Raw genomic sequence first — 21,901 nt, forward strand, 5'->3', positions numbered from 1 at the left:
CCGGCGTGTCCGAAGGGTCGTGATCGATCATGAGCCGGGGGCGGTCAGCGAGACCGGCTCCCGTTTTGTGTTGGGAGCGCCCCTCAGGATACGGATCGAACCGGCGGCCCGGTGCCCACCGGCTCTCAGGAGCTGGAAGCCTTCGAAGAGGAGGCGCCGCAGGCGACGATCCGGTGTGCAGCACCAGCCAGGGGCCCATGCCGGACATCCGCGGGATACGCGGCCGGCTTCCAGGAGATTACATGTCAGCAGTTGAAAGCTACAGCGCGGGTCGCGAGGATTTCGCCGCCCTGCTCGAAGAGTCCTTCTCGCGCAACGAAGCGATGGAAGGCTCCGTCATCAAGGGCAAGGTCGTCGCCATCGAGAAGGATATGGCGATCATCGATGTCGGCCTGAAGACGGAAGGGCGCGTCGCGCTCAAGGAATTCAACGGCCCCGGCCGTGATCAGGACATCAAGGTCGGCGACGAGGTCGAGGTCTATCTGGACCGGATCGAGAACGCGCTCGGCGAAGCCGTCATCTCGCGCGACAAGGCTCGCCGCGAAGAGAGCTGGGTCAAGCTCGAGAAGGCCTTCGAGGCTCGCGAGAAGGTCTCCGGCATGATCTTCAACACCGTCAAGGGCGGCTACACCGTCGACCTCGACGGCGCCGTGGCCTTCCTGCCGCGCTCGCAGGTCGACATCCGTCCGATCCGCGACGTCGGCCCGCTGATGGGCCAGCCGCAGCCCTTCGAGATCCTCAAGATGGATCGCCGCCGCGGCAACATCGTCGTGTCGCGCCGCACCGTCCTCGAAGAGACCCGCGCCGAGGCTCGTTCCGAGCTCGTCGCCTCGCTCGAAGAGGGTCAGGTCATCGACGGCGTCGTCAAGAACATCACCGAATACGGTGCGTTCGTTGACCTCGGCGGCATCGACGGCCTGCTGCACGTCACCGACATGGCGTGGCGCCGCGTGAACCATCCGTCGGAGGTCGTGACCATCGGCCAGACGGTCAAGGTCAAGATCATCAAGATCAACCAGGACACGCACCGCATCTCGCTCGGCATCAAGCAGCTGCTGGCCGATCCGTGGGATGGCATCGCCGAGCGTTATCCGGTCGGTACGCGCCTCAAGGGTCGCGTCACCAACATCACGGACTACGGCGCGTTCGTCGAAGTGGAGCCGGGCATCGAAGGCCTGATCCACGTCTCCGAGATGTCCTGGACCAAGAAGAACGTCCACCCCGGCAAGATCGTCTCGACCTCGCAGGAAGTCGACGTCGCGATCCTCGAGGTCGATCCGGTCAAGCGCCGCATCTCGCTCGGCCTCAAGCAGACGCTCCGCAACCCGTGGGAAGTCTTCGCCGAGCAGCACCCGGCCGGTTCGACGGTCGAGGGCGAGGTCAAGAACAAGACCGAGTTCGGTCTGTTCCTGGGCCTGGAAGGCGACATCGACGGCATGATCCACCTCTCGGATCTCGACTGGAACCGTCCGGGCGAGCAGGTCATCGAGGAATACAAGAAGGGCGACGTCCTGCAGGCCGTCGTTCTCGATGTGGACGTCGAGAAGGAGCGCATCTCGCTCGGCCTCAAGCAGCTCGGCGGCGATCCCTTCGTGGATGCCGGCGAGTTCAAGAAGGGCCAGATCGTCACCTGCGAGGTGGTCGAGGTGAAGGAGTCCGGTCTCGACGTGAAGATCGCCGACACCGACATGATGACCTTCATCAAGCGGGCCGAGCTGGCGCGTGACCGTTCCGAGCAGCGCCCCGAGCGCTTCGCGGCCGGCGAGCGCATCGACGCCCGCGTCGTGCTCTTCGACAAGAAGGCCCGCAAGATCCAGGTCTCGATCAAGGCTCTGGAGATGGCCGAGGAGAAGGAGGCGATGGCGCAGTACGGCTCCGCCGACTCCGGCGCCTCGCTCGGCGACATCCTCGGCGCGGCCCTCAAGAAGGCCACGACCACCGACAAGAAGTGAGGTTTCGGCCGCTTCGGCGGCCGGACATCCAAGACAGCCCGCGCGGAGCAATCCGCGCGGGCTTTTGTTTCGGCTGATTATCCTCAGCCCTCATCCTGAGGAGCCGCGAAGCGGCGTCTCGAAGGATGCTCCAGTGTGCTCTGGAACATCCTTCGAGACGCCGGCTCGTGTCCGCACCTCAGGATGAGGGCTGGTCTGTCCATCCGCAAAGGAGCCCGCCATGACCCCCGCCGCCATCGGCATCGATTTCGGCACCACCAACAGCGTCGTCGCGCTGGCTGGCGCCGACGGATCGGTCGTGACGCGTTCCTTCGCCACGAAGCAGGGCGCGGTCGATGCCTATCGCTCGGCGCTGATGTTCTGGCGCGAGGGGCGGCCGCCGCAGTCCCGCATCACCCATGTCAGCGGCCCCGACGCCCTCGACATGGCGCTGGGCATGACCAGCGAGCACCGCTTCCTGCAATCGCTCAAGACGCATCTTTCCAGCCGCGCCTTCCAGGAGACGCGGCTCTTCGGCAAGCTCTACCAGCTTGAAGATCTGATCGGCGTCTTCCTCGGCGATCTGACGGAGGGGCTGGAGGATGCTTCGGCGCTGCCCCTGGTCTCGGGCCGCCCCGTCGTCTTCGCCGGCGAGCGGCCGGACGAGGAGCTGGCGCTCGGGCGCCTGAAAGGCTCCTACGGCAAGGCCGGCATGGATCAGGTCGATTTCGCCTATGAGCCGCTGGGCGCCGCCTATTGGTATGCGCGCGATCTGAAGACGCCGCAGACCATGCTGGTCGCCGATTTCGGCGGCGGCACCAGCGACTTCTCGGTGATGCGCTTCGAGCCAGGCGAGCGCGCGGGGCTGGAAGCCATCCCGCTCTCCCATGCCGGTGTCGGCGTCGCCGGCGACACTTTCGACTACCGGATCATCGAGCACGCCGTCTCGCCGGCGCTCGGCAAGGGCACGCAGTATCGCTCCTTCGACAAGCTGCTGCCCGTCCCGGCGCATTACCACGCCGCCTTCGCGCAATGGCACAAGCTCTCTCTGATGAAGAGCCGCGAGACCATGGCCGAGCTCAACGCGCTGATCCGCGAGGCGGTCGAGCCCGGCAAGCTCGAGGACCTGCTAACGGTGATCGAATACGACCTCGGCTACGAGCTCTATCGCGCCGTCTCGGCCGCGAAGATTGCCCTCTCCGAGCATGAGGAGACGGTGCTGCGCTTCAATCAGGTGGGCGTGACCATCGAAAGCCCGATCCGCCGGAGCGATTTCGAGCGCTGGATCGCGGAGGATGTCGGCGCGATCGAGGCGGCGCTCGACCGGGCTCTGGCCGAGGCCGGCATCGCGGCAGGGCGGATCGAGGCCGTCTTCATGACCGGCGGCACCTCGCATGTGCCGGCGGTGCGGCAGCTCTTCGATCGGCGCTTCGGCGCCGAGAAGGTCCATATCGGTGATGCCTTCCGCTCGGTCGCGAGCGGGCTCGCGCTGCTCGCTCTCGACCGGGCGCGCGCCTCGGTCGCGGCGTAACGCCTTGCCCGTCCAGCGCGACGGGGCTACATCACGGGCCCGCAGCCGACAGGAGTTTCCCGATGGCGTCCGATGCCGATCTGCTTGCCGACCGCCGCAGCCTCAGGCGTAAGCTGACGCTCTGGCGCGTGCTGGCGGTGCTCGGGGTGATCGCGGCTGCGGTGATCGGCGGCCTCGCCTGGCGGGGCGACGGCGCGACCTCGCTGTCGAGCGCCCATATCGCCCGCATCTCCATCTCCGGCTTCATCTCGGGGGATCGCCGCACGCTCGACCTGATCAAGTCGGTCGGCGAGAGCAATGCTGTCTCGGGCGTCGTGCTCGACATCAACAGCCCGGGCGGCACCACCTCCGGCGCCGAGGCGCTGCACATCGCGCTGCGCGAGCTCGCGGCCAAGAAGCCGATGGTGACGGTCGTGGGCGGCCTTGCCGCCTCCGGTGGCTATATCGCCGCCATGAGCACCGACCACATCGTCGCGCGCGAGACCTCGCTCGTCGGCTCGATCGGCGTGCTCTTCCAGTATCCCAATGTCAGCCAGCTTCTGGGCACGGTCGGCGTCAAGGTCGAGGAGATCAAGTCGAGCCCGCTGAAGGCCGCGCCGAACGGCTTCGAGCCGACCTCGCCTGAGGCTCGCGCCGCCCTGCAGAGCGTGGTCGACGACAATTATCGCTGGTTCAAGCAGATGGTGCATGACCGGCGCAGCCTCAATGATACGCAGCTCGGCACGGCCTCCGATGGACGCGTCTTTTCCGGCCGGCAGGCGCTGGGCCTGAAGCTGATCGACGAGCTCGGCGGCGAGCGCGAGGGCATCGCCTGGCTGGAGCGCGAGAAGAAGGTTGCCAAGGATCTGAAGGTGCGCGACTGGCGCCCGCGCAGCAGCTCGTCGAGCTTCGGGTTGTGGAGCCTCGCAGAGGTGGCGGCGCGTCTCGCCGGCTTCGACGGGCTGGCGGCGACGATTGCGCGGGCGGCGGATCAGCCCGTTGGCATGCGGCTTGACGAGCCTCTGGCGCTCTGGCAGCCTGCGGCTGAAAAGTGATGTTGATACAGATGGTTATATTCCAGCGATGATTAAATCGGAACTCGTCCAGCGGATTGCCGACCGCAACACACATCTCTATCAGCGCGACATCGAGAACATCGTCTCGGCCATCCTGGACGAGGTCGTGAAGGCGCTGGAGCGTGGGGACCGGGTGGAGCTGCGCGGCTTTGGCGCCTTTTCCCGCAAGGCGCGCTCGGCCCGCATCGGCCGCAACCCGCGCACCGGGGATGCCGTCGAGGTCGAGGAGAAATTCGTGCCCGTCTTCAAGACGGGCAAGGAGCTGCGCCTGCGCCTGAACGGCAAGGCGTGAGCCCCGAGCGTCTTTGAGCGGAGCGGACGCCGGCTCGCTTGAAGACAATGCGATAAAGCAAGGCGCTAGAGGTGTTCGGTGTTTCCGGGAAATGCCGGATGGCACTGGCGCCGCCGGCCGCTCCGGCGGCACCGTCACGGAGACGCTGATGAAAGCCTTCTTCAAGGCGTTGGTTCTGGTGCCGGTCGCGTTGCTGATCGTGCTGTTTTCGGTTGCCAACCGTGGGGCGGTGCGCGTTTCGTTCGACCCGCTCAGCCGTGATCTGCCGGCGCTCTCCTATGATGTGCCGCTCTTCGCCGTGGTGCTGGCGGCGATCTTCCTCGGCGTTCTCGTCGGGGGGCTCGCCTCCTGGCTCGCCCAGGGCAAGCACCGCAAGGCCGCGCGCCGTGGCCGCCGCGAGGTCGAGGCGCTGCGCTCCGAGACGCAGGCGTTGCGCTCGGCCGTGCCGGATTCGGCGCTGCCCGCCCTCACAGACGGACGGAACTGAGCATCGGACCGAAAAGTGGAATCCATTTTTCGGAAAAATCCGATGCGAAAACAAAGAGTGAGATCGTCACTTTGCGTCCGATAGGACGCACGGCGATCGAGGGATCGGCCCGAAAAATCGCCTGCGGTTTTCGGGAAAAGCCGAGGCGGCAGGCCATTTCGCAAGCGAAGCGGATACCGGTTCGCGTCCAGACAAAGCGGTAAAGCAAAGAGTTCTCGATGCGCCTTTTCGATGTGGCCGAAATCGACGCGGCCCTGAGCTATCCCGCCCTGATCGACATTCTGGACGACGCCTTCCGCAGCGAGGTCATCGCTCCCAAGCGCGGGCAATATGCGATCGAGCGGCCCGGCGAGGACGACGCCATCCTGCTGACCATGCCGGCCTGGAGCGGTCCGGCGGCTGAAAAGCCCTATATCGGCACGAAGATCCTCTCGGTCTTCTTCGGCAACGGCAAGCGCAACCTGCCGGGCGTCCTCGGGGCCTATCTGCTGATGGACGGCACGACGGGGCGCCCGCTCGCGGTGATGGACGGAAACCGGCTGACGCTCTGGCGCACTGCGGGAGCCTCCGCTTTGGCCTCGCGCTACATGTCGAATCCGGAAGCCAGCCATATGGTGATGGTCGGTGCCGGCGCGCTCGCCCCCTTCATCATCAAGGCGCATCGTTCGGTGCGGCCCCTCACCGACATCGCGGTCTGGGCGCGGCGGCCGGAGGCGGCCGAGGCCGTAGTCGCCGAACTCGCGAAGGACGGAATCGAGGCCCGCGCCACGACCGATCTCGAAGGCGAGGTCCGCACCGCCGATATCATCTCCTGCGCCACCAACGCGACCGAGCCGCTGATCCATGGCCACTGGCTCAAGCGCGAGGCTCATCTCGACCTGATCGGCGGCTTCACCATGCAGATGCGCGAGGCCGATGCCGATGCGCTGCAGCGTGCCCGCGTCGTCGTCGATTCCGCCAAGGCGATCGAGGAGGGCGGCGACGTCGCCGTCGCGATCGCCGAAGGCAGCTACAGCGCCGACAAGGTCGCCGGCACCTTGGCCGATCTCTGCCATGGGCGCGTTCAAGGCAGCGTCGCGGGCGGCGGCATCACGCTGTTCAAATCGGTCGGCGTCGCGCTCGAGGATCTGGCGGCGGCGGTGGCCGTCTGGGAGCATGGCGCCGATCGGAGTTGATCGGCGCCGTTCAAAGGCCTCAGACGTGGACGGGAGCGCCGCCGATGGCGCCGAGCAGCCACAGGATCAGCACGACGACCAGAACGAGGCCAACGACGCCGCCGAGCCCGGCCGGGCCATAGCTGCGATGGCCGTAATAGCCGCCCCCGCCAAGCAGCAGGATCAGCACCAGAACGATCAGAAGCGTGGACATGAGGTTTTCCTTGTCGTTTGCGCCCGACAGGCGCGTTCGACGGGGAAAACCCGGGTCATGACGCAACTGTTCCGTTCTATTCGGCCTTGATCCCGGCCTCCTGGATCAGGTCGCCCCATTTCTTGAGCTCGGCTTGCAGGAAGGCGGCGAGCTCGGCCGGCGTCCAGCCGCCCGGCTCGGCGGCGAGCGCGTCCATCTTGGCGCGCAGCGCGGGGTCGGCGAGGCCGGCCTTGGTATCGGCCTGGATCTTGTCGATGATCGCCTGGGGCGTCTTCGCCGGCGCGAACAGCGCGAACCAGGACGAGACGTCGAAGCCCGGCACCGTCTCGCCGATCGGCGGGTATTCCGGCGCCGTCGGGGCGCGCTTGGCGGTGGTGACGCCGAGCCCGCGAATGGCGCCGCCCTTGGCCTGCGGCAGGGCCGAGGTGATGTTGTCGAAGATCAGGTCGACGCGGCCGCCCATCAGGTCCTGGATCGCCTGGGAGGAGCCGCGATAGGGCACATGCACCATCTTCGTGCCGGTGAGCTTCTGGAACAGCTCGCCCGAGAGATGCAGCGAGGTGCCGACGCCGGAGGAGGCATAGGTCAGCTTGCCGGGATTGGCCTTGGCATAGGCGACGAGCTCGGCGACGTTCTTGACCGGCAAGTCGTTGCGCACCACGAGCAGGTTTGGCACCAGCGCCACCATGGTGATCGGCGCGAGATCCCTGACCGGGTCGTAGTTGACCTTGGCATAGAGGTAGCGGTTCGTGGCGAGCCCGACCGAGGCGATCAGCAGCGTGTCGCCGTTCGGCTCGGCCTTGGCGACGGCCTCGATCCCGATATTGCTGCCGGCGCCGGGACGGTTCTCGACGACGACCACATTGCCCCAGCTCTGGCTGAGCTTGTCGGCCGCGAGCCGCCCGAGCACGTCGGTCGCCCCGCCGGGCGTGAAGGGCACGACAAGTTTGACCTGCCGCCCTTGCGGCCAGGGTTGCTGGGCAAGCCCGGCGCCGGACGCCAGCAATGCGGCGCCGGTGCCGGCCAGCAGGGCGCGGCGGTCTATGAGCTCTGGCATGGGGGTCCTCCGGTTGCGGCTGGCGGTTGTCCCGCCTTTTGCCACTAGGCTGCCTGCCGCATCCGCTCTTGTCCATCCGGCGGCTTGACCGCCAGGGGCAGTGCCGCTGATTCTGTGCCGATGCGTCACGCCAAACGAATCGCCGCCCTCCTCACCGTCATGGCGGGCCTCGTGCCCTTCGCGGCCAGGGCCCAGTCCACCGCCGATCAGGAGGCGAAGACGCGCGCGGCCAACATCGCCGCCTGGCCGGATGCCGCCCGTTCGCTCTTCGGCCAGAAGGCGACCCCGGCGCATCTGCCGCCGCGCGCCATCGGCTCCTATGCCCGTGGCTGCCTTGCCGGTGGCGCCGCGCTGCCTCTCGACGGGCCGAGCTGGCAGGTGATGCGGCTCAACCGCAACCGCAACTGGGGGCATCCCGCCCTGATCGACTATCTCGAGAAGCTCGCCCGCGACGTGCCGCGCATCACCGGCTGGTCCGGGCTTCTGGTCGGCGACATGTCGCAGCCGCGCGGCGGGCCGATGCTGACCGGCCATGCCTCGCACCAGATCGGCCTCGATGCCGATATCTGGCTGACGCCGATGCCGAAGAGCAGGCTCGACGGGGAGCAGCGCGAGAACATGCCGGCGGTCAACATGGCCCGGGCCGATTGGCGCGATGTCGATCCGCATGCCTGGACGCCCGCCCATACCCGCCTGATCAAGGCGGTGGCCTCGGAGCCGCGGGTGGAGCGCGTCTTCGTCAATCCGGCCCTGAAGGTGGCTCTTTGCCGCGAGGCGGGCGCCGACAAAAGCTGGCTCGACAAGGTCCGGCCGATCTGGGGCCACAACTATCATTTCCATATCCGGCTGGCCTGTCCGGCCGGCATGGCGAGCTGTGTGCCGCAGGAGCCGCCGAATTTCGGCGATGGCTGTGGCGCCGAGCTCACCGGCTGGGTCGAACGCCAGCGCGAGGCGATCTTCAATCCGCCGAAGCCAAAGCCTGGCCCGAAGCCGAAACCCAAGCCGCCGATGTCGCTCGATGCCCTGCCGCCGGAATGCCGCCAGGTTCTGGCGGCGCCCTGAATTCGCGTTCCCCGAGGAACGACGGGTCATCCCGGACGCAGCGAAGCGAAGATCCGGGAGCCATGCCAGAACTTTTCCGGTAGGCGCTCCTGCATAGATCCCGGGTCAAGCCCGGGATGACCGCGCATTTCCGCGGAAACTCGACATTCTTTCCTAGGTCAGCGCCGCGTCGTGCGCCCTGAGCTGTAGGCGAAGGGGTCGTGCTCCGGCGTGATCGGCTGCGCCTCCTCCGAACCCTGCTGGTCGACGACGCCGGAACCTCCGCCATCGCCGAGCACGACCTCCTCCGACGGCTCGACCGCGCCGGGCAGGGTGAGCGGCCCGCGCGCCTCGCTGGGCAAAGGCTGCGGCCGGTACGGCGCACGGCCGCCCTGCTGCCGGCGTGCGTCGTAGTCCTGGAGGAACCGCATCTGGGCGTCGAGGCTGTGGTCCTGGCCCTGGCCGTTATTGGCGACCGGATAGCCGCCCTGCACGGCGCCGGGCGGGCGCGGGCCATCGTTCGGGCGGCGCAGCGCCGGCCCGCCGGCATAGGCGGTGGCGGCGGGAGCGCCGTCCCGCTGGGTCGCCGGTGCGCTTTGCGCCGAGGAATAGGTCCGGGCCGGATCCGGCGGCGGCAGGTTGTAGTTCGGCGTGTATTTGATGATCGGCTTGCAGATGTGCCGGCCCTTGGAATGGCGGGCGAGGTCGATATGGATGTGGTCGTAATGCATCGGATCGGCGCCCGGCCCGAGGACCGTGCCGAAATAGGTGCAGGCGCCGACGAAGACCTCGCGCAGGAAGTTCTGTTCCTCCGGCGAGCCGCGCCAGCCTTCCTTGACCGTGACGACGCGGTTGTCGTTCAGCCGGAAGGAGAACACGTCGACGGCGTTGCCATAGGCATGCTCCGAAGTGGCCGTCGTATAGGTGCCGTTGTTCATGGAGCGGCAGGAATAGGAACCGGCGCGGATCTCGATCACCTGCGCGCCGAAGATGTTCATCGCGGCTGGCTGCACGACCTCGGCGAACCACTGGTCGGTCGTTGCCACGACCGGGCAGGCGAGCAGGGCCGGGCTCTTCAGGGCGACGCTGCCATTCTGCAGGGCGGTGACCTTGAGCGGCTGCTGCATGCCGCAGACGCCCGGCCCGTCGATCGCCTTGCCGCGCAGGCTGACATAGCTCGAGAGCTGCACCTGGCCGGAGCTCATGCAGGTGGCTTCCGCCTGATCGCGCCAGGGAGCGCGCTGCGGTTTCTGGAACTTGCCGCAGCCGGCCAGCCCGGCGGCGCCGGCCAGACCAACTGCGATGAGGGCGAGTTTTACGCGTCGCATGACCATTCAAATGCGAAGCGTTTGGTGAATGGTTTCTCAACCGACTGCGCCCCGGCCGCCACAGCCGGATTAACTTTGGCGGAGTGGTGAATGCCGACTTAATCCGGCGTTTCCCGCGTTAACGGATGCCGATTGCGCTGCCGCCGGCCCGGTGCGCCGTTCAGTCCGAGGTCAATGCGGAAGAGTCCGGAGAAGAGTGCTGCAACGACTTGGGAAGCCTCTCCGGGCGCCGGTTGCGCGACTGCCGGCATCAGAAATATCCCCAAATCTATTCAAGGATTTAACGCAAGTTTAAGCATGATCTAGCCTTCGCCACCATGCCGCCACGGTGCCGCCCCCTTGCGGCCGCTGCCAGTTCTGGTAGCTTCTGCGACAGGTCAATGACACAGGAGGGTGTGATGACTGTCACGCTGCGTCTCGACCGGTTGATCATGGGTGCGGCCTTCGTTTTCATGATGGCAATCGTTCTGGGAGCGTTCTGACACAAGGGTCAGTCTCGAAGTCGCTAGGACCACAAGAGCCATAAACGATGACGCCGCCGGGAGATGTCCCGGCGGCGTTTCTGTTTCGCAAGATCGCTCGTCTGAAAGATCGCTCCTGCGCAGGATCGCTGGCACGAAAGGCTCAGCTTTCGGGACAGGGTGTTTCCGTCACTTGCCAGGACATCAGGTTGGTCACGCGGCTGCAGGCCGCGATGCGCGGGCCCTGCGAGGTGCGGATGCAGGAGGACGAGCCCTCCGCGATCTTGCGGCCGTTGTTCCAGCAGAAGCAGAGCGGCTCGGGTGCCTGGGCGAGGCGCGGGCCGTCGAGTGGAATGGCCGGTTCTCCCGCGGCGGCGGCTTCGGTGATCAGCAGCAAAACGGCCAGCGCCAGGAGCCAGCTCAACAGGCGATGTCGGTGAGGCCTCGGTTCATGTCCGAACATGGCGCTCTTCCCTTCGTCCGCGGAGAGGACGATGCGACACCTTACCACAGGTCAGCGATCACGACGAATGATTATGCACCGATTTGAAATAGTGAGATCTTTCAGCCGGTTAACAAGCATCCATCTTGCGGCGCGCGCGTTCCTCTCCCATATTGAGCGCCGTCGAGCCCATGGAGGCTCCGGGAGGAACAATGTCTTTGATCTCGCTCGCCCGTCGCGGACGTGCCGTCGCCCTGGTTGTTGGAGCCCTGATGTTGGTGCCGCTGGTTGCCGAGGCGCGCCCCGGTGGCGGCCGCAGCTCGGGCAGCCGCGGGATGTTCTCGAACAGCGCCCCGGCCCCGACCAATACGATTCCCGGCGGCGCGCAGTCCTTCCAGCGCAGCGCGGCGCCTTCGCCGTCCGTCGCCAACCCCGGCATGGGCGCCGGCGCTGCTGCCGCGCAGGCGGCCCGTCCGTCCTTCGCCCGCAACATGATGATGGGCATCGGCGCCGGCCTGCTCGGCGCCGGCCTGTTCGGGATGCTCAGCGGCTCGGGCTTCTTCGGCGGTCTGGCCTCGCTTGCGGGCATCCTCGGTTTCTTGCTGCAGATCGGCCTGATCGCCGGCATCATCATGCTGGCCATCCGCTTCTTCCGCCGCCGGTCGGAGCCGCAGCTCGCCGGCGCTGGCGCGCCCTATGGCCGCGAGGCCTATGGCGCGCAGCCCGACGCGGCCCAGCCCGCGGCCGCCCGCATGGGCGGTTTCGGCGGTGGCGCGGCCCAGCCGGCGACCACGCCGATCCAGCTTGAGGGTGCCGATTTCAGCGCCTTCGAGCGCCTGCTCGGTGAGGTCAACGCCGCCTATTCGAACGAGGACGAGGCCGGCCTGCGCCAGCGCGTCACCCCGGAGATGTTCGGCTATTTCGACGAGGATCTGACCGAGAACGTCCGCCGCGGCGTGGTCGACCGGGTCTCCGACGTCAAGCTGCTGCAGGGTGACCTGTCCGAGGCCTGGCGCGAGGGCAGCACCGACTACGCCACGGTCTCGATGCGCTTCAGCCTGGTCAACGCGCTTTATGATCGCAAGAGCGGCCGCGTCGTCGACGGCAACGCGACCGCGCCGCAGGAGGTCAAGGAGTTCTGGACCTTCCTGCGCGAGCGTGGTGGTGAGTGGAAGCTCTCCGCGATCCAGCAGGCGGCCTGAACCTCCACGATCTTGCAACAAAATCGCATCACGGCCGGGGCAACCCGGCCGTTTTCGCATGCGTCCGGCCATGCGCGGTTTCGGGTGTCGCGCCGCGACGAACCGGCTTATAGCGATAATCGTCCCGCCTTGGTCGTCTTGCGTTAGTCGTCCTGCCTTGCCGCTTCCGTCCGGAAGCCCTTTCGGAGCCTGCCCCATGAGTGACATGCGTCTCGTCGTCGTCGGCGCCGCCGGGCGCATGGGGCGCATGCTGATCAAGGCCATCGATCAGGCTGAGGGATGCCGCCTGGTCGCTGCCGTCGAACGTCTGGGCTCGCCGGCCCTGGGCGCCGATGCCGGTCCGCTCGCCGGATTGCCGCCGCTGGGCGTGACCGTGACGGGCGATCCCGCTGCCGCTTTCGCGCAGGGCGATGCCGTGTTCGATTTCACCTCGCCGGAGGCGACCGTCGCCTTCGCGCGCCTCGCGGCCGATGCCGGCATCCTGCATGTCGTTGGTACGACCGGGCTGGAACCTGCGCATCTCGCGGCGTTGGCGGAGACGGCGCGGCGCATCCCGATTATCCGGTCCGGCAATATGAGTCTCGGCGTCAATCTGCTGGCGGCGCTGGTCCGGAAGGTCGCGGCGACGCTTGGCACCGATTGGGACATCGAGATCGTCGAGATGCACCATCGCATGAAGGTCGATGCGCCCTCCGGCACGGCCGTGCTGCTGGGCGAGGCGGCCGCTGCCGGCCGCGCCGTCGACCTCGCCGAGCAGCGTGTCGCAGCCCGCGATGGCATCACCGGCGCCCGCGACCCTGGCACGATCGGCTTTGCCGCGCTGCGCGGCGGCACCGTTGTCGGCGATCACAAGGTCATCTTCGCCGGAGCGGGCGAACGGCTGGAACTCGCCCATGTCGCGGAGGATCGCAGCCTCTTTGCCCAGGGCGCGATCAGGGCGGCGCTCTGGGGCCGGGGCAGGGCGCCCGGCCTCTATTCCATGGCCGATGTCCTCGGTCTCGATACGCTGTAGCTCGTGACCCGGAGCTGGCCATGACGCGGATCGCCGTCGCCCCGGGCGTCGTCCACTGGCCGGGCCGGCTCTCGGCCGGGGAGCAGGGCGCTCTGCTGGCCGAATTGCGTGCGGTGGTCAGGCAGGCGCCCCTCTTCCAGCCGCGCATGCCGAAGACCGGCAAGCCGTTTTCGGTCAGGATGACGAATTGCGGCCCGCTCGGCTGGGTTTCCGACGAGAGCGGCTATCGCTACCAGCCGCTCCATCCCGAGACGAAGGAGCCTTGGCCGCTGCTGCCGGCACCGCTGCTGGCGCTGTGGGAGGAGCTTTCCGGCTATCCCCATCCGCCCGAGGCCTGCCTTGTCAACTATTATGCGGCCGGCGCGAAGATGGGGCTGCATCAGGATCGCGACGAGCAGGATTTCGACGCGCCGGTGCTCTCGATCTCGCTCGGCGATGCCGCGCTCTTCCGCATCGGCGGGACGACGCGTGGCGGCAAGACGGCTTCCCTCAAGCTCGCCTCCGGCGATGTGCTGGTTTTCGGCGGCGCGGCGCGGCTCGCCTATCACGGCATCGACCGCGTCCTTTCGGGCTCCTCGACCTTGCTGGCCGAGGGAGGGCGCCTCAACCTGACGCTGCGGCGCGTGACGAAGCCGGATTGAAGATGATCGGACCCCGTCCTTCGAGACGCCGCTTCGCGGCTTCTCGGGGAGAGGACTGCCCATCGCAAACGGGATTTATTCGCCCGTGCCGCCCGGCAGCTTCGGGAAGGACCAGCCGAGCAGCAGCGAGCCGGCCCTGAGCCCGAAGCCCATCGTCAGCCCGCCGAGAGCCACGGCATAGGCGGGCAGGCCAAGGCCATGGAGCAAGGCGGTCACCGCCGCACCGGCCGTTGCGGCGGTGACATAGAATTCCCGGCTCCACAGCACCATCGGCCTATCGCCGGCGAGGATGTCGCGCAGGATGCCGCCGAAGGTGGCGGTCATGGCACCGAGCGCGATGGCGGACAGGACCGGCGCGCCGGATTCGAGCCCGATCAGGGTCCCGCTGACGGCGAACATCGAGAGGCCGGCGGCGTCGCTCCAGAGCAGCAGCTTGCGCCCGCTCCAGCCCTCGAGAATGCCGGGGCGCAGATAGGCCAGCGCCCAGGCGCCGATCGCCACCACGGTGCAGATGATCACGCTGGTCGGATCGTGCACCCAGCGCGCGCTATGGCCGAGCAGCAGCTCCCGCAGCGTGCCGCCGCCGACGCCGGTGACGGTCGCGAGCAGGATGAAGCCCAGGGGGTCCATGCCCTTGCGGGCTGCGACGAGGGCTCCGGTCAGCGCGAAGATGGCGACGCCGGCGCCCTCGAACATCGATCAGTGACTCGTGGGCTTGTCGCCGCCCTGCTCGGCCTTGGGGCCGCCGGCCGAGATGCCGACGAGGGCAGGGCGCAGCACGCGCTCGCCGATCTTGTAGCCGACCTGGACCACCTTGGAGACCATGCCCTTGGGCGTGGCCGGATCGGGCGCCTCGAACATCGCCTGGTGCAAATGCGGGTCGAACTTCTCGCCCAGCGGGTCGATCTTGCGCACGCCGTGGCGCTCCAGCGTCTTCAGCAGCTCGCGCTCGGTCAGCTCGACGCCGTCATAGAGTGCCTTGAGCGTGGCGTCGGCGGCGTCGCGCGCAGCGTCCGGCACGCTCTCGAGCGCCCGGCGCAGATTGTCCGAGGAGCCGAGCATGTCGCGGGCGAAGCTCGTCGCCGCATAGGCCTTCGCATCGGCGATCTCGCGCTCGGTGCGACGGCGCAGGTTCTCCATCTCGGCGAGCGTGCGCAGCAGCTTGTCCTTGAGGTCGTCGCGCTCGTTCTGGAGCGCCGCGATCTGGGCCTCAATGCCCCCTTCGGTGGCCTGAGCCTGCTCGGGAGCGTCGGTCGCGGCTTCGAGGTTCGGGTCTTCCGTCGCAGGGTTGCGCGTCATTGCCTGTTCCAATTCCCATCCATCAATCTGGCTGGCCGTGCCGCCCGTCGCCGGGCCTGGCGGGTTTCCCCGGAAACGCGGCCGCGTTCGAGGCCGATATCGGGCTTATGGCGGCCCAAATCAAGCGCGCGCCGGGACTTTCGTCCTGGCTGACGCCGCCTTGCCCCCCTCGAACTCGAACACCTCCAGCAAGGTCTTGCGGATCGCGAGCTGGCGCGCGGTCGAGACGATCTTCGCATTGGTCAGGTCGGTGACGTAGAAAACGTCGACCGCCTTCTCGCCGAAGGTCGCGATATGGGCGGAGGCGATGTTGAGGTTGAGCTTCCCGATCGCGGTGGTGAGGTCGTAGAGCAGACCCGGCCGGTCGAGCCCGGAGACCTCCAGCACCGTGTGGCGGCTGGACAGCACGTTGTCGATGACGATCTCCGGCGCGAGCTGGAAGGTCTGGCCCCGCGGCGGCGGCGCGCGGCGCTGCGCGACGAGATCGGCGATCTTGATCTCGCCCTTCAAGGCCCGTTCGATCGCCGCCGCGATCCGCCCGGCCCGGCGCAACTCGTCGTCGTCGCGGTCGAAGGCGCGCGAGACGGAGATGGTGTCGAGCGCGAGCCCGTCCGTGGTGGTGAAGATCTGCGCATCGACGATGTTGCCGCCGGCCGCAGCGCAGGCGCCGGTGACGATGGCCAGCAGGCGCGGATGGTCGGGCGCGAGCACGGTGAGCTCGGTCACGCCGCGGAACTGGTCGGTCTCGACCACGGTCGCGGTGGTGCGGCCGGCCTTCTCCGCCTCGCTCAGGAAGCGTGCGTGCTTCTCCTGGTCGGCGAGATCGACCTTGATCCAGTAGGGCGGGTAGTGGCGCGCGATATAGGCCTCGCGCTCCTCCTCGCTCCAGTCGGAGAGCCGCTGGCGCAACTCGTCCTGCTTGCGGCCGACACGGGCCTTGCGCTCGACCGCCGAATGCCCGCCGGTCAGGACGAGCTCGGTCTCGTAATAGAGCGTGCGCAGGAGCTGGCCCTTCCAGCCGTTCCAGACGCCGGGACCGACCGCCTTGATGTCGGCAACGGTAAGGATCAGCAGGAGCTTCAATCGCTCCAGCGTCTGCACCGTGGCCGCGAAGCTCTCGATCGTTTTTGGGTCGCCGAGGTCGCGGCTCTGCGCCACCGTCGACATGTCGAGATGGTGCTCGACCAGCCAGGCGACGGTCTCGGTCTGGCCCGGCGTCAGCCCGAGGCGCGGGCCGAGCTTGCGGGCGATGCGCGCGCCGGCGAGCGAATGGTCCTCCGGCCGGCCCTTGGCGATGTCGTGCAGGAACAGGGCGACATAGAGCGCCCGCCGGTTGGCGACCGTCGGCATGATCTCGTTCGCGAGCGGGTGCTCGGCCTCGAGCGTGCCGGAATCGATCTCGGCCAGCACGCCGATGGCGCGGATCAGGTGCTCGTCCACCGTGTAGTGGTGGTACATGTTGAACTGCATCATCGCCACCACCCGGCCGAAATCCGGGACGAAGCGGCCGAGCAGCCCGGACTCGTTCATGCGCCGCAGCACCACCTCCGGCGAGCGCCGCGCGGTGAGGATTTCCAGGAAGATGCGGTTGGCCTCGGGGTCGTGGCGCAGCCCGGAGGTGATCAGCCTGAGCGACTGTGTCACCAGCCGGCTCGTATCGGGATGGATGGCGAGGTCCTCGCGGCTGGCGATCTGGTAGAGCCGGAGCAGGTTGACCGGGTCGCGCTCGAAGGCGCTGTCGTCGATGACGGCGAGGCGCTGGCCCTTCAGGGTGAAATCGGTGTGGCCGAGCGCGCGTACGCGCTTGCGCTTGGTGAAGGAGCCGAGCAGGCGCGAGAGCGTCGCGCGCGGCTTCTGCTGGCGCGCCTCCAGCGCCGCGCAGACGATGGCGGTGAGGTCGCCGACATCCTTGGCGACGAGGAAATAGGCCTTCATGAAGCGCTCGACCGGTGCCTGGCCGCTGCGGCCGGCATAGCCGATGGCCGCCGCCACCTGCCGCTGCAGGTCGAAGGAGAGCCGCTCCTCCGCCCGTCCGGTGATGAAGTGCAGCCAGCAGCGCACGCGCCAGAGGAACTCCTCCGAGCGCTCGAACATCTGCAATTCCTGTGTGTCGAACAGGCCAGCCGCGACGAGCTCGCGCACATCCTTCACCCGGTAGGCGTATTTCGCGATCCAGAACAGCGTGTTGAGATCGCGCAAGCCGCCCTTGCCATCCTTGACGTTGGGCTCGACCAGATAGCGCGAGGTGCCGGCGCGCTGCACCCGCGTCTCGCGCTCGGCGAGCTTCGCCTCGGTGAAGGCCGCGGCCGTGCCCTCGACCACCTCGGCGTCGAAGCGCCGGACCATCTCGTCGAACAGCACCCTGTCGCCGCTGAGGAAGCGCGCTTCCAGCAGCGCCGTGCGGATGGTCATGTCGGCACGCGCTTCGCGGATGCAGTCATCGACCGAGCGGACCGAATGGCCGGTCTTCAGCTTCAGGTCCCAGAGCGGGTAGAGCATGGACTCGACCACACTCTCGCCCCAGGCGGTCTGCTTGTGCGGGAACAGGAAGAGCAGGTCGACATCCGAGCCCGGCGCCAGCGTGCCGCGGCCATAGCCGCCGACGGCGGCGACCGCGATGCGCTCGGATTGCGAGGGGTTGTCGGCCGGATAGAAATAGCCTGTCGCAGCCTTGTGCAGGGCGATGACGACCGCATCCATCACCGCGGACAGCCGGTGCGCGCAGGCGAGCCCGCTGCGCGGCCCTTCGAGAATGGCGCGGGCCGAGGCGTGGCCGTCGTCGAGGAGCTGGCGCAGCGCGCCGACGAGGAGCTGACGCTTCTCGGCCTTGTCGCGCCGACGTGCCGAAGCCAGCAGGCGGGTGACGCCGGCCTCGGGATCCTGCAGCATCTCGGGAAGCGGAAGGGCGGGCTTGTCGTGGGCGGCTGACACGGCAGCAGGGTCTCGCTGTGAAGCCTGTTCCTATCATGACGGCGCGCCGCGCAGGAACGCTTAAAATATACGTGGATTTCCGTGAATTTTGCGGAAGACCATGCAGGTTTGTGTTGTTTGACATACAGAACGATTGGACCTAAGAAAAGGATACGCGCCGATTTGAGCCATCAGCTTGCGGGCGCGAAACAAGTGCAGCTAAAGCGTTGGGAGGGGCGATGAGCGCCCGATCCCTCGCATCGTCGACAAAAGAGGGATCATCCGATGACCAGCATCACCCGCCGTCTTGCGCTCGCGGCCCTGGCGGTCGCCGCGCTCGCCACCCCCGCCTTGGCCCAGCCCAAGGAGATCCGCCTGGATTACGCGACCTATAATCCCGTGAGCCTCGTGCTCAAGGAGCGTGGGACGCTGGAAAAGGCGCTGGAGGCCGACGGCATCAAGGTCCGCTGGGTCTTCTCGGCCGGCTCCAACAAGGCGCTCGAATTCCTCAATGCCGGCTCGATCGATTTCGGCTCGACCGCCGGCGCCGCCGCGCTGATCGGCAAGATCAACGGCAACCCGATCAAGTCGATCTATGTCTATTCACGGCCCGAATGGACCGCCCTCGTCACCGGCGCCAAGAGCGAGATCACCAAGGTCGCCGACCTCAAGGGCAAGCGCGTCGCGGTCACGCGCGGCACCGATCCTCACATCTTCCTTGTCCGGGCGCTGGCCGATGCCAAGCTGACCGAGAAGGACGTCAAGCTCGTGCTGCTCCAGCACGCCGATGGCCGCCTCGCGCTGGAGCGCGGCGATGTCGATGCCTGGGCCGGGCTCGACCCGCTGATGGCGGCGGCCGAGGTCGAGAGTGGCGCCAAGCTGTTCTACCGCAAGCCCGAGGACAACACCTGGGGCATCCTCAATACCCGCGAGGCCTTCGCTGCGGAGAACCCGGCGCTCGTGCGCAAGGTCATCGCCGCCTATGAGGAGGCGCGCCGCTACGCGCTTGCCAACCCCGTCGAGCTCAAGAAGATCCTGGTCGATTACACCAAGCTCTCTGAGCCGGTGATCGAGCGCCAGCTCACCCGCACGGATCTCACCCATTCCGCCATCGGGCAGGCGCAGATCGACAGCATCACCGCCGCCGGCATCGCGCTGAAGGACGCCGGCGTGCTGCCGGCCGCGACTGATGTGAAGGCGGCGGTCGACTCCTTGATCGATCGCGGCTTCCTCGCGACCAATTGAGGCTCGGCCCGACCCGATGAGCGCGGTGGAGGCCGAAGCGGCGGAGACGGTCCGGCAGGAGCGGCAGGGTGACCCGAAGCCGCGCCGTCCCAGCCTCGCCCTTCTCGGCTTCGTGCTGCCGGTGCTGCTGGCCCTGCTCTGGGAAGGGTTGGTGGCGGCCGGCATCGCCAATGGGCGGCTGATGCCTCCACCCAGCGTCATCGGCCGCACGCTCCGGGATCTGGCCGCCTCCGGCGAGCTCCTGACCCATGCGACGGCAACACTCTCGCGCGTCGCGGCGGGTTTCGGGCTCGGGGCGCTGGCGGGCACGGTCCTGGGCGCGCTGACCGGCGCCCTGCCGGTTGCGCGCCGCCTGCTCGATCCGACCTTGCAGGCGCTGCGGGCCATCCCCTCCATCGCCTGGGTGCCGCTCTTCATCCTCTGGCTCGGCATCTTCGAGGCCTCGAAGGTCGCGCTGATCGCGGTCGGCGTCTTTTTCCCGGTCTATCTCGGCGTCGCCGCCGCGATCCAGGGCATCGACCGCAAGATCGTCGAGGTCGGCCGGGTCTTCCGCCTTTCGCGGCTCGCCATGGTCAGGCGCGTCCTGCTGCCGGCGATCCTGCCGGACTGGATCACTGCGCTGCGCTCCGGCCTCGGCCTCGGCTTCATGTTCGTGGTCGCGGCCGAGATCATGGGGGCGAGCGAGGGGCTGGGCTATCTGCTCGTGGACGGCCAGCAGCTCGGTCGCCCCGACACCATCATCGCGGCCATCATCAGCTTCGCCGTGCTCGGCAAGCTGGCTGACGGCCTCCTCGTCGCCATCACGCGGCCCTTCCTCGCCTGGCAGGATACGGCGCGCGACAAGCTCTGAAGGCTTAACCCCGTGCTGAGTTTCGACCGGCTGTCCAAAACCTATGCCGACGGCACCCATGCCCTCTCGGCGATTGACCTCGAGGTCGGGCGCGGCGAGATCGTCGCTTTGCTCGGTGGCTCGGGCTGCGGCAAGACGACCTTGCTCAGGCTCGTCGCGGGGCTCGACACGCCGAGCGCCGGAGCGATCCGGCTCAATGGCGAGACCGTCGCCGAGCCCCGCGCCGATGTCGGCGTCATCTTCCAGGAGCCGCGGCTCTTCCCCTGGCTCAGCGTCGCGGAGAATGTCGGCTTCGGCCTGTCGCATCTCTCCGCCTTCGAGCGGGAAGGGCTGGTGACCAATGCGCTGGTCCGTGTCGGCCTCGCCGGCCATGAGAAGCGTTGGCCGCGCGAGCTCTCCGGCGGCCAGCAGCAGCGCGTCGCCATCGCCCGCGCCCTCGTCACGCGGCCGAAGCTGCTGCTGATGGACGAGCCCTTCTCGGCCCTCGACGCGACGACGCGGGCAAGCCTGCACGGGCATCTGCTGGCACTCTGGCAGGAGAGCCGGCCGACCGTCCTGATGGTCACGCATGATGTCGAGGAGGCGGTGACGCTCGCCGACCGCATCGTGGTGATGCAGCCGCATCCCGGCCGGCTCTTCGACGAGCTCGACAACCCACTCGCCCGGCCGCGTGACCGGCTCTCTCCGGCCTTCGAGGCGACGAAGCGGGAGGCGTTGCGCGCGCTCGACCGCTCGCTGCGCCACGAGGCGCCGCATCAGGAGAAGGCCGCCGAGACCGCCGGCATGTGGTGGTAGCTCGGCTGCGGCGCGCTGCCATCTCTGGCATTGGCCGCGGCTTCGTCCTATCAGCCGCATGACGCGATTTCACAGTCTGAACGAGAGGGTCGGTTCCATGGACGTCACCGCGCTGCGCGCCTTGCAGGCTCCCCTCAAGGACGAATACCGGAGCAACCCCGAGGCGGCGATCGTCACGCTCAAGGCCCATGGCGAGCTCGACGACCAGCACATTGCGTGCAAGGTCGAGACTGGCCGCGCCATCGCGCTGGCCGGCCTGCATCCCGCGACCGGCGGCTCGGGTGCCGAGCTCTGCTCCGGCGACATGCTGCTCGAGGCGCTGGTCGCCTGCGCCGGCGTGACGTTGAAGGCCGTCGCGACGGCGCTCGAGATCGAGTTGAAGAAAGGCGTGGTGCGGGCCGAGGGCGATCTCGACTTCCGCGGCACGCTCGGCGTCGTCAAGGATGCGCCTGTCGGCTTCAAGGCGATCCGCCTCTCCTTCGAGGTCGAGACCGACGCGCCGCAGGAGAAGCTCGACACGCTGCTGAAGCTCACCGAGCGCTACTGCGTCGTCTTCCAGACGCTCAACGTGAAGCCGGAATTGTCGGCGGTGCTGGACCGAAAAGCCTCCTGAGCCACCGTCTGGAGCGCTTTCGGGCGCGCCAGGTCTCGGTCGGGCAGGCCATTGACGCATAAAGAAAACGGCGCCTTTCGGCGCCGTTTGTGTTTGTGACGGAGCGCCTTGAAGGCCGGGCTCCCTCAGAACTCTTCCCATCCGGTGTCGATGGCGCGTCCATTGGCGACCTTGCGGGGGGCGGGAGCGGTCCGGGACTGGACGAAGGCGGCTTCGGCGAGCTGGCGCAGCCGCGCCGGCTCGGGCGCGGTGGTGGCGGCAGCCGGAGTGGGCCGGGCCGGGACGGCAGGGGCCGCCTTCGCCGGGCGGGCGGGCGCCGCCGCATGGGCTTGCGGAGATGT

At 67.8% G+C, this 21,901-nt stretch carries 22 protein-coding genes; 14 read left to right on the forward strand and 8 right to left on the reverse strand.

Annotated features, from left to right (window positions below; translation table 11 throughout):
• Positions 1–242 precede the first annotated feature (242 nt).
• The 6 genes from rpsA to lhpI all read left to right on the forward strand — a co-directional run bounded on the left by rpsA (position 243) and on the right by lhpI (position 6,471).
• The gene (gene rpsA / locus IED13_RS21900; protein ID WP_038357744.1) at positions 243–1,952 is read left to right on the forward strand and encodes a 30S ribosomal protein S1; all 1,710 of its coding nucleotides are present in this window, start codon (positions 243–245) and stop codon (positions 1,950–1,952) included.
• A gap of 220 nt (positions 1,953–2,172) precedes the next feature.
• Complete coding sequence (locus IED13_RS21905) at positions 2,173–3,462, forward strand: Hsp70 family protein (RefSeq protein WP_191125452.1); 1,290 nt, start codon at positions 2,173–2,175, stop codon at positions 3,460–3,462.
• Between the two features lie 62 nt (positions 3,463–3,524).
• Positions 3,525–4,496, forward strand: coding sequence for a signal peptide peptidase SppA (gene sppA / locus IED13_RS21910; RefSeq protein WP_191125453.1), 972 nt, complete (start codon positions 3,525–3,527; stop codon positions 4,494–4,496).
• A gap of 28 nt (positions 4,497–4,524) precedes the next feature.
• The gene (gene ihfB, locus IED13_RS21915) at positions 4,525–4,809 is read left to right on the forward strand and encodes an integration host factor subunit beta (protein ID WP_038357749.1); all 285 of its coding nucleotides are present in this window, start codon (positions 4,525–4,527) and stop codon (positions 4,807–4,809) included.
• Between the two features lie 91 nt (positions 4,810–4,900).
• Positions 4,901–5,296: a LapA family protein gene (locus IED13_RS21920; RefSeq protein WP_248311050.1), complete on the forward strand. Its 396-nt coding sequence runs from the start codon at positions 4,901–4,903 to the stop codon at positions 5,294–5,296.
• Positions 5,297–5,514: 218 nt separating this feature from the next.
• Complete coding sequence (gene lhpI, locus IED13_RS21925) at positions 5,515–6,471, forward strand: bifunctional Delta(1)-pyrroline-2-carboxylate/Delta(1)-piperideine-2-carboxylate reductase (RefSeq protein ID WP_191125454.1); 957 nt, start codon at positions 5,515–5,517, stop codon at positions 6,469–6,471.
• Between the two features lie 19 nt (positions 6,472–6,490).
• Here the strand turns inward: lhpI and IED13_RS21930 are convergent, their stop codons facing one another.
• A complete protein-coding gene (locus IED13_RS21930; protein WP_081925034.1) occupies positions 6,491–6,664 on the reverse strand; it encodes a DUF3309 family protein in 174 nt (57 codons plus the stop codon).
• A 76-nt stretch (positions 6,665–6,740) separates the two neighbouring features.
• Positions 6,741–7,721, reverse strand: coding sequence for a Bug family tripartite tricarboxylate transporter substrate binding protein (locus IED13_RS21935; protein WP_133565860.1), 981 nt, complete (start codon positions 7,719–7,721; stop codon positions 6,741–6,743).
• Between the two features lie 120 nt (positions 7,722–7,841).
• Between IED13_RS21935 and mepA the strand changes: the two genes are divergently transcribed.
• Complete coding sequence (gene mepA, locus IED13_RS21940) at positions 7,842–8,783, forward strand: penicillin-insensitive murein endopeptidase (protein ID WP_191125455.1); 942 nt, start codon at positions 7,842–7,844, stop codon at positions 8,781–8,783.
• 158 nt (positions 8,784–8,941) lie between these two features.
• Here the strand turns inward: mepA and IED13_RS28955 are convergent, their stop codons facing one another.
• Both IED13_RS28955 and IED13_RS21950 read right to left on the reverse strand, forming a co-directional pair.
• Complete coding sequence (locus IED13_RS28955) at positions 8,942–10,090, reverse strand: extensin-like domain-containing protein (protein ID WP_248312709.1); 1,149 nt, start codon at positions 10,088–10,090, stop codon at positions 8,942–8,944.
• 624 nt (positions 10,091–10,714) lie between these two features.
• Positions 10,715–10,975 (reverse strand): hypothetical protein, encoded by a 261-nt coding sequence (locus IED13_RS21950; protein WP_038357755.1) that lies wholly within the window; start codon positions 10,973–10,975, stop codon positions 10,715–10,717.
• Positions 10,976–11,205: 230 nt separating this feature from the next.
• On the opposite strand from IED13_RS21950, the gene IED13_RS21955 reads away from it, so the two are divergent.
• The 3 genes from IED13_RS21955 to IED13_RS21965 all read left to right on the forward strand — a co-directional run bounded on the left by IED13_RS21955 (position 11,206) and on the right by IED13_RS21965 (position 13,848).
• Positions 11,206–12,195, forward strand: coding sequence for a Tim44 domain-containing protein (locus tag IED13_RS21955; protein WP_112764817.1), 990 nt, complete (start codon positions 11,206–11,208; stop codon positions 12,193–12,195).
• Positions 12,196–12,400: 205 nt separating this feature from the next.
• Positions 12,401–13,207, forward strand: coding sequence for a 4-hydroxy-tetrahydrodipicolinate reductase (gene dapB / locus IED13_RS21960; protein ID WP_191125468.1), 807 nt, complete (start codon positions 12,401–12,403; stop codon positions 13,205–13,207).
• A 20-nt stretch (positions 13,208–13,227) separates the two neighbouring features.
• Positions 13,228–13,848: an alpha-ketoglutarate-dependent dioxygenase AlkB family protein gene (locus tag IED13_RS21965; RefSeq protein WP_191125456.1), complete on the forward strand. Its 621-nt coding sequence runs from the start codon at positions 13,228–13,230 to the stop codon at positions 13,846–13,848.
• Between the two features lie 75 nt (positions 13,849–13,923).
• Here IED13_RS21965 and IED13_RS21970 read toward each other — a convergent pair whose 3' ends face one another.
• From IED13_RS21970 to IED13_RS21980, 3 genes are all read right to left on the reverse strand, one after another.
• Positions 13,924–14,544 carry a trimeric intracellular cation channel family protein gene (locus tag IED13_RS21970; RefSeq protein WP_191125457.1) on the reverse strand — a complete coding sequence of 207 codons (621 nt, stop codon included), beginning with the start codon at positions 14,542–14,544 and terminating at the stop codon, positions 13,924–13,926.
• Positions 14,545–14,547: 3 nt separating this feature from the next.
• On the reverse strand, positions 14,548–15,147 hold the full coding sequence (gene grpE, locus IED13_RS21975; RefSeq protein WP_191125458.1) for a nucleotide exchange factor GrpE: 600 nt from the start codon (positions 15,145–15,147) through the stop codon (positions 14,548–14,550).
• Between the two features lie 120 nt (positions 15,148–15,267).
• Positions 15,268–18,033 carry a [protein-PII] uridylyltransferase gene (locus IED13_RS21980; RefSeq protein WP_404801905.1) on the reverse strand — a complete coding sequence of 922 codons (2,766 nt, stop codon included), beginning with the start codon at positions 18,031–18,033 and terminating at the stop codon, positions 15,268–15,270.
• A 309-nt stretch (positions 18,034–18,342) separates the two neighbouring features.
• On the opposite strand from IED13_RS21980, the gene IED13_RS21985 reads away from it, so the two are divergent.
• The 4 genes from IED13_RS21985 to IED13_RS22000 all read left to right on the forward strand — a co-directional run bounded on the left by IED13_RS21985 (position 18,343) and on the right by IED13_RS22000 (position 21,560).
• Positions 18,343–19,302 carry an aliphatic sulfonate ABC transporter substrate-binding protein gene (locus tag IED13_RS21985; RefSeq protein WP_191125460.1) on the forward strand — a complete coding sequence of 320 codons (960 nt, stop codon included), beginning with the start codon at positions 18,343–18,345 and terminating at the stop codon, positions 19,300–19,302.
• A gap of 16 nt (positions 19,303–19,318) precedes the next feature.
• The gene (locus IED13_RS21990) at positions 19,319–20,152 is read left to right on the forward strand and encodes an ABC transporter permease (RefSeq protein ID WP_191125461.1); all 834 of its coding nucleotides are present in this window, start codon (positions 19,319–19,321) and stop codon (positions 20,150–20,152) included.
• Between the two features lie 12 nt (positions 20,153–20,164).
• Entirely contained in the window at positions 20,165–20,947 is a 783-nt protein-coding gene (locus tag IED13_RS21995; RefSeq protein ID WP_142023385.1) for an ABC transporter ATP-binding protein, read from the forward strand.
• A 97-nt stretch (positions 20,948–21,044) separates the two neighbouring features.
• Positions 21,045–21,560 carry an OsmC family protein gene (locus tag IED13_RS22000; RefSeq protein ID WP_191125462.1) on the forward strand — a complete coding sequence of 172 codons (516 nt, stop codon included), beginning with the start codon at positions 21,045–21,047 and terminating at the stop codon, positions 21,558–21,560.
• Between the two features lie 125 nt (positions 21,561–21,685).
• Here IED13_RS22000 and IED13_RS22005 read toward each other — a convergent pair.
• Positions 21,686–21,901: hypothetical protein (locus tag IED13_RS22005; RefSeq protein ID WP_210323714.1), on the reverse strand; the 216-nt coding region annotated here is incomplete at its 5' end.

It is taken from the genome of Allobosea spartocytisi (assembly GCF_014764685.1).
Taxonomy (GTDB): Bacteria; Pseudomonadota; Alphaproteobacteria; order Rhizobiales; family Beijerinckiaceae; genus Allobosea; species Allobosea spartocytisi.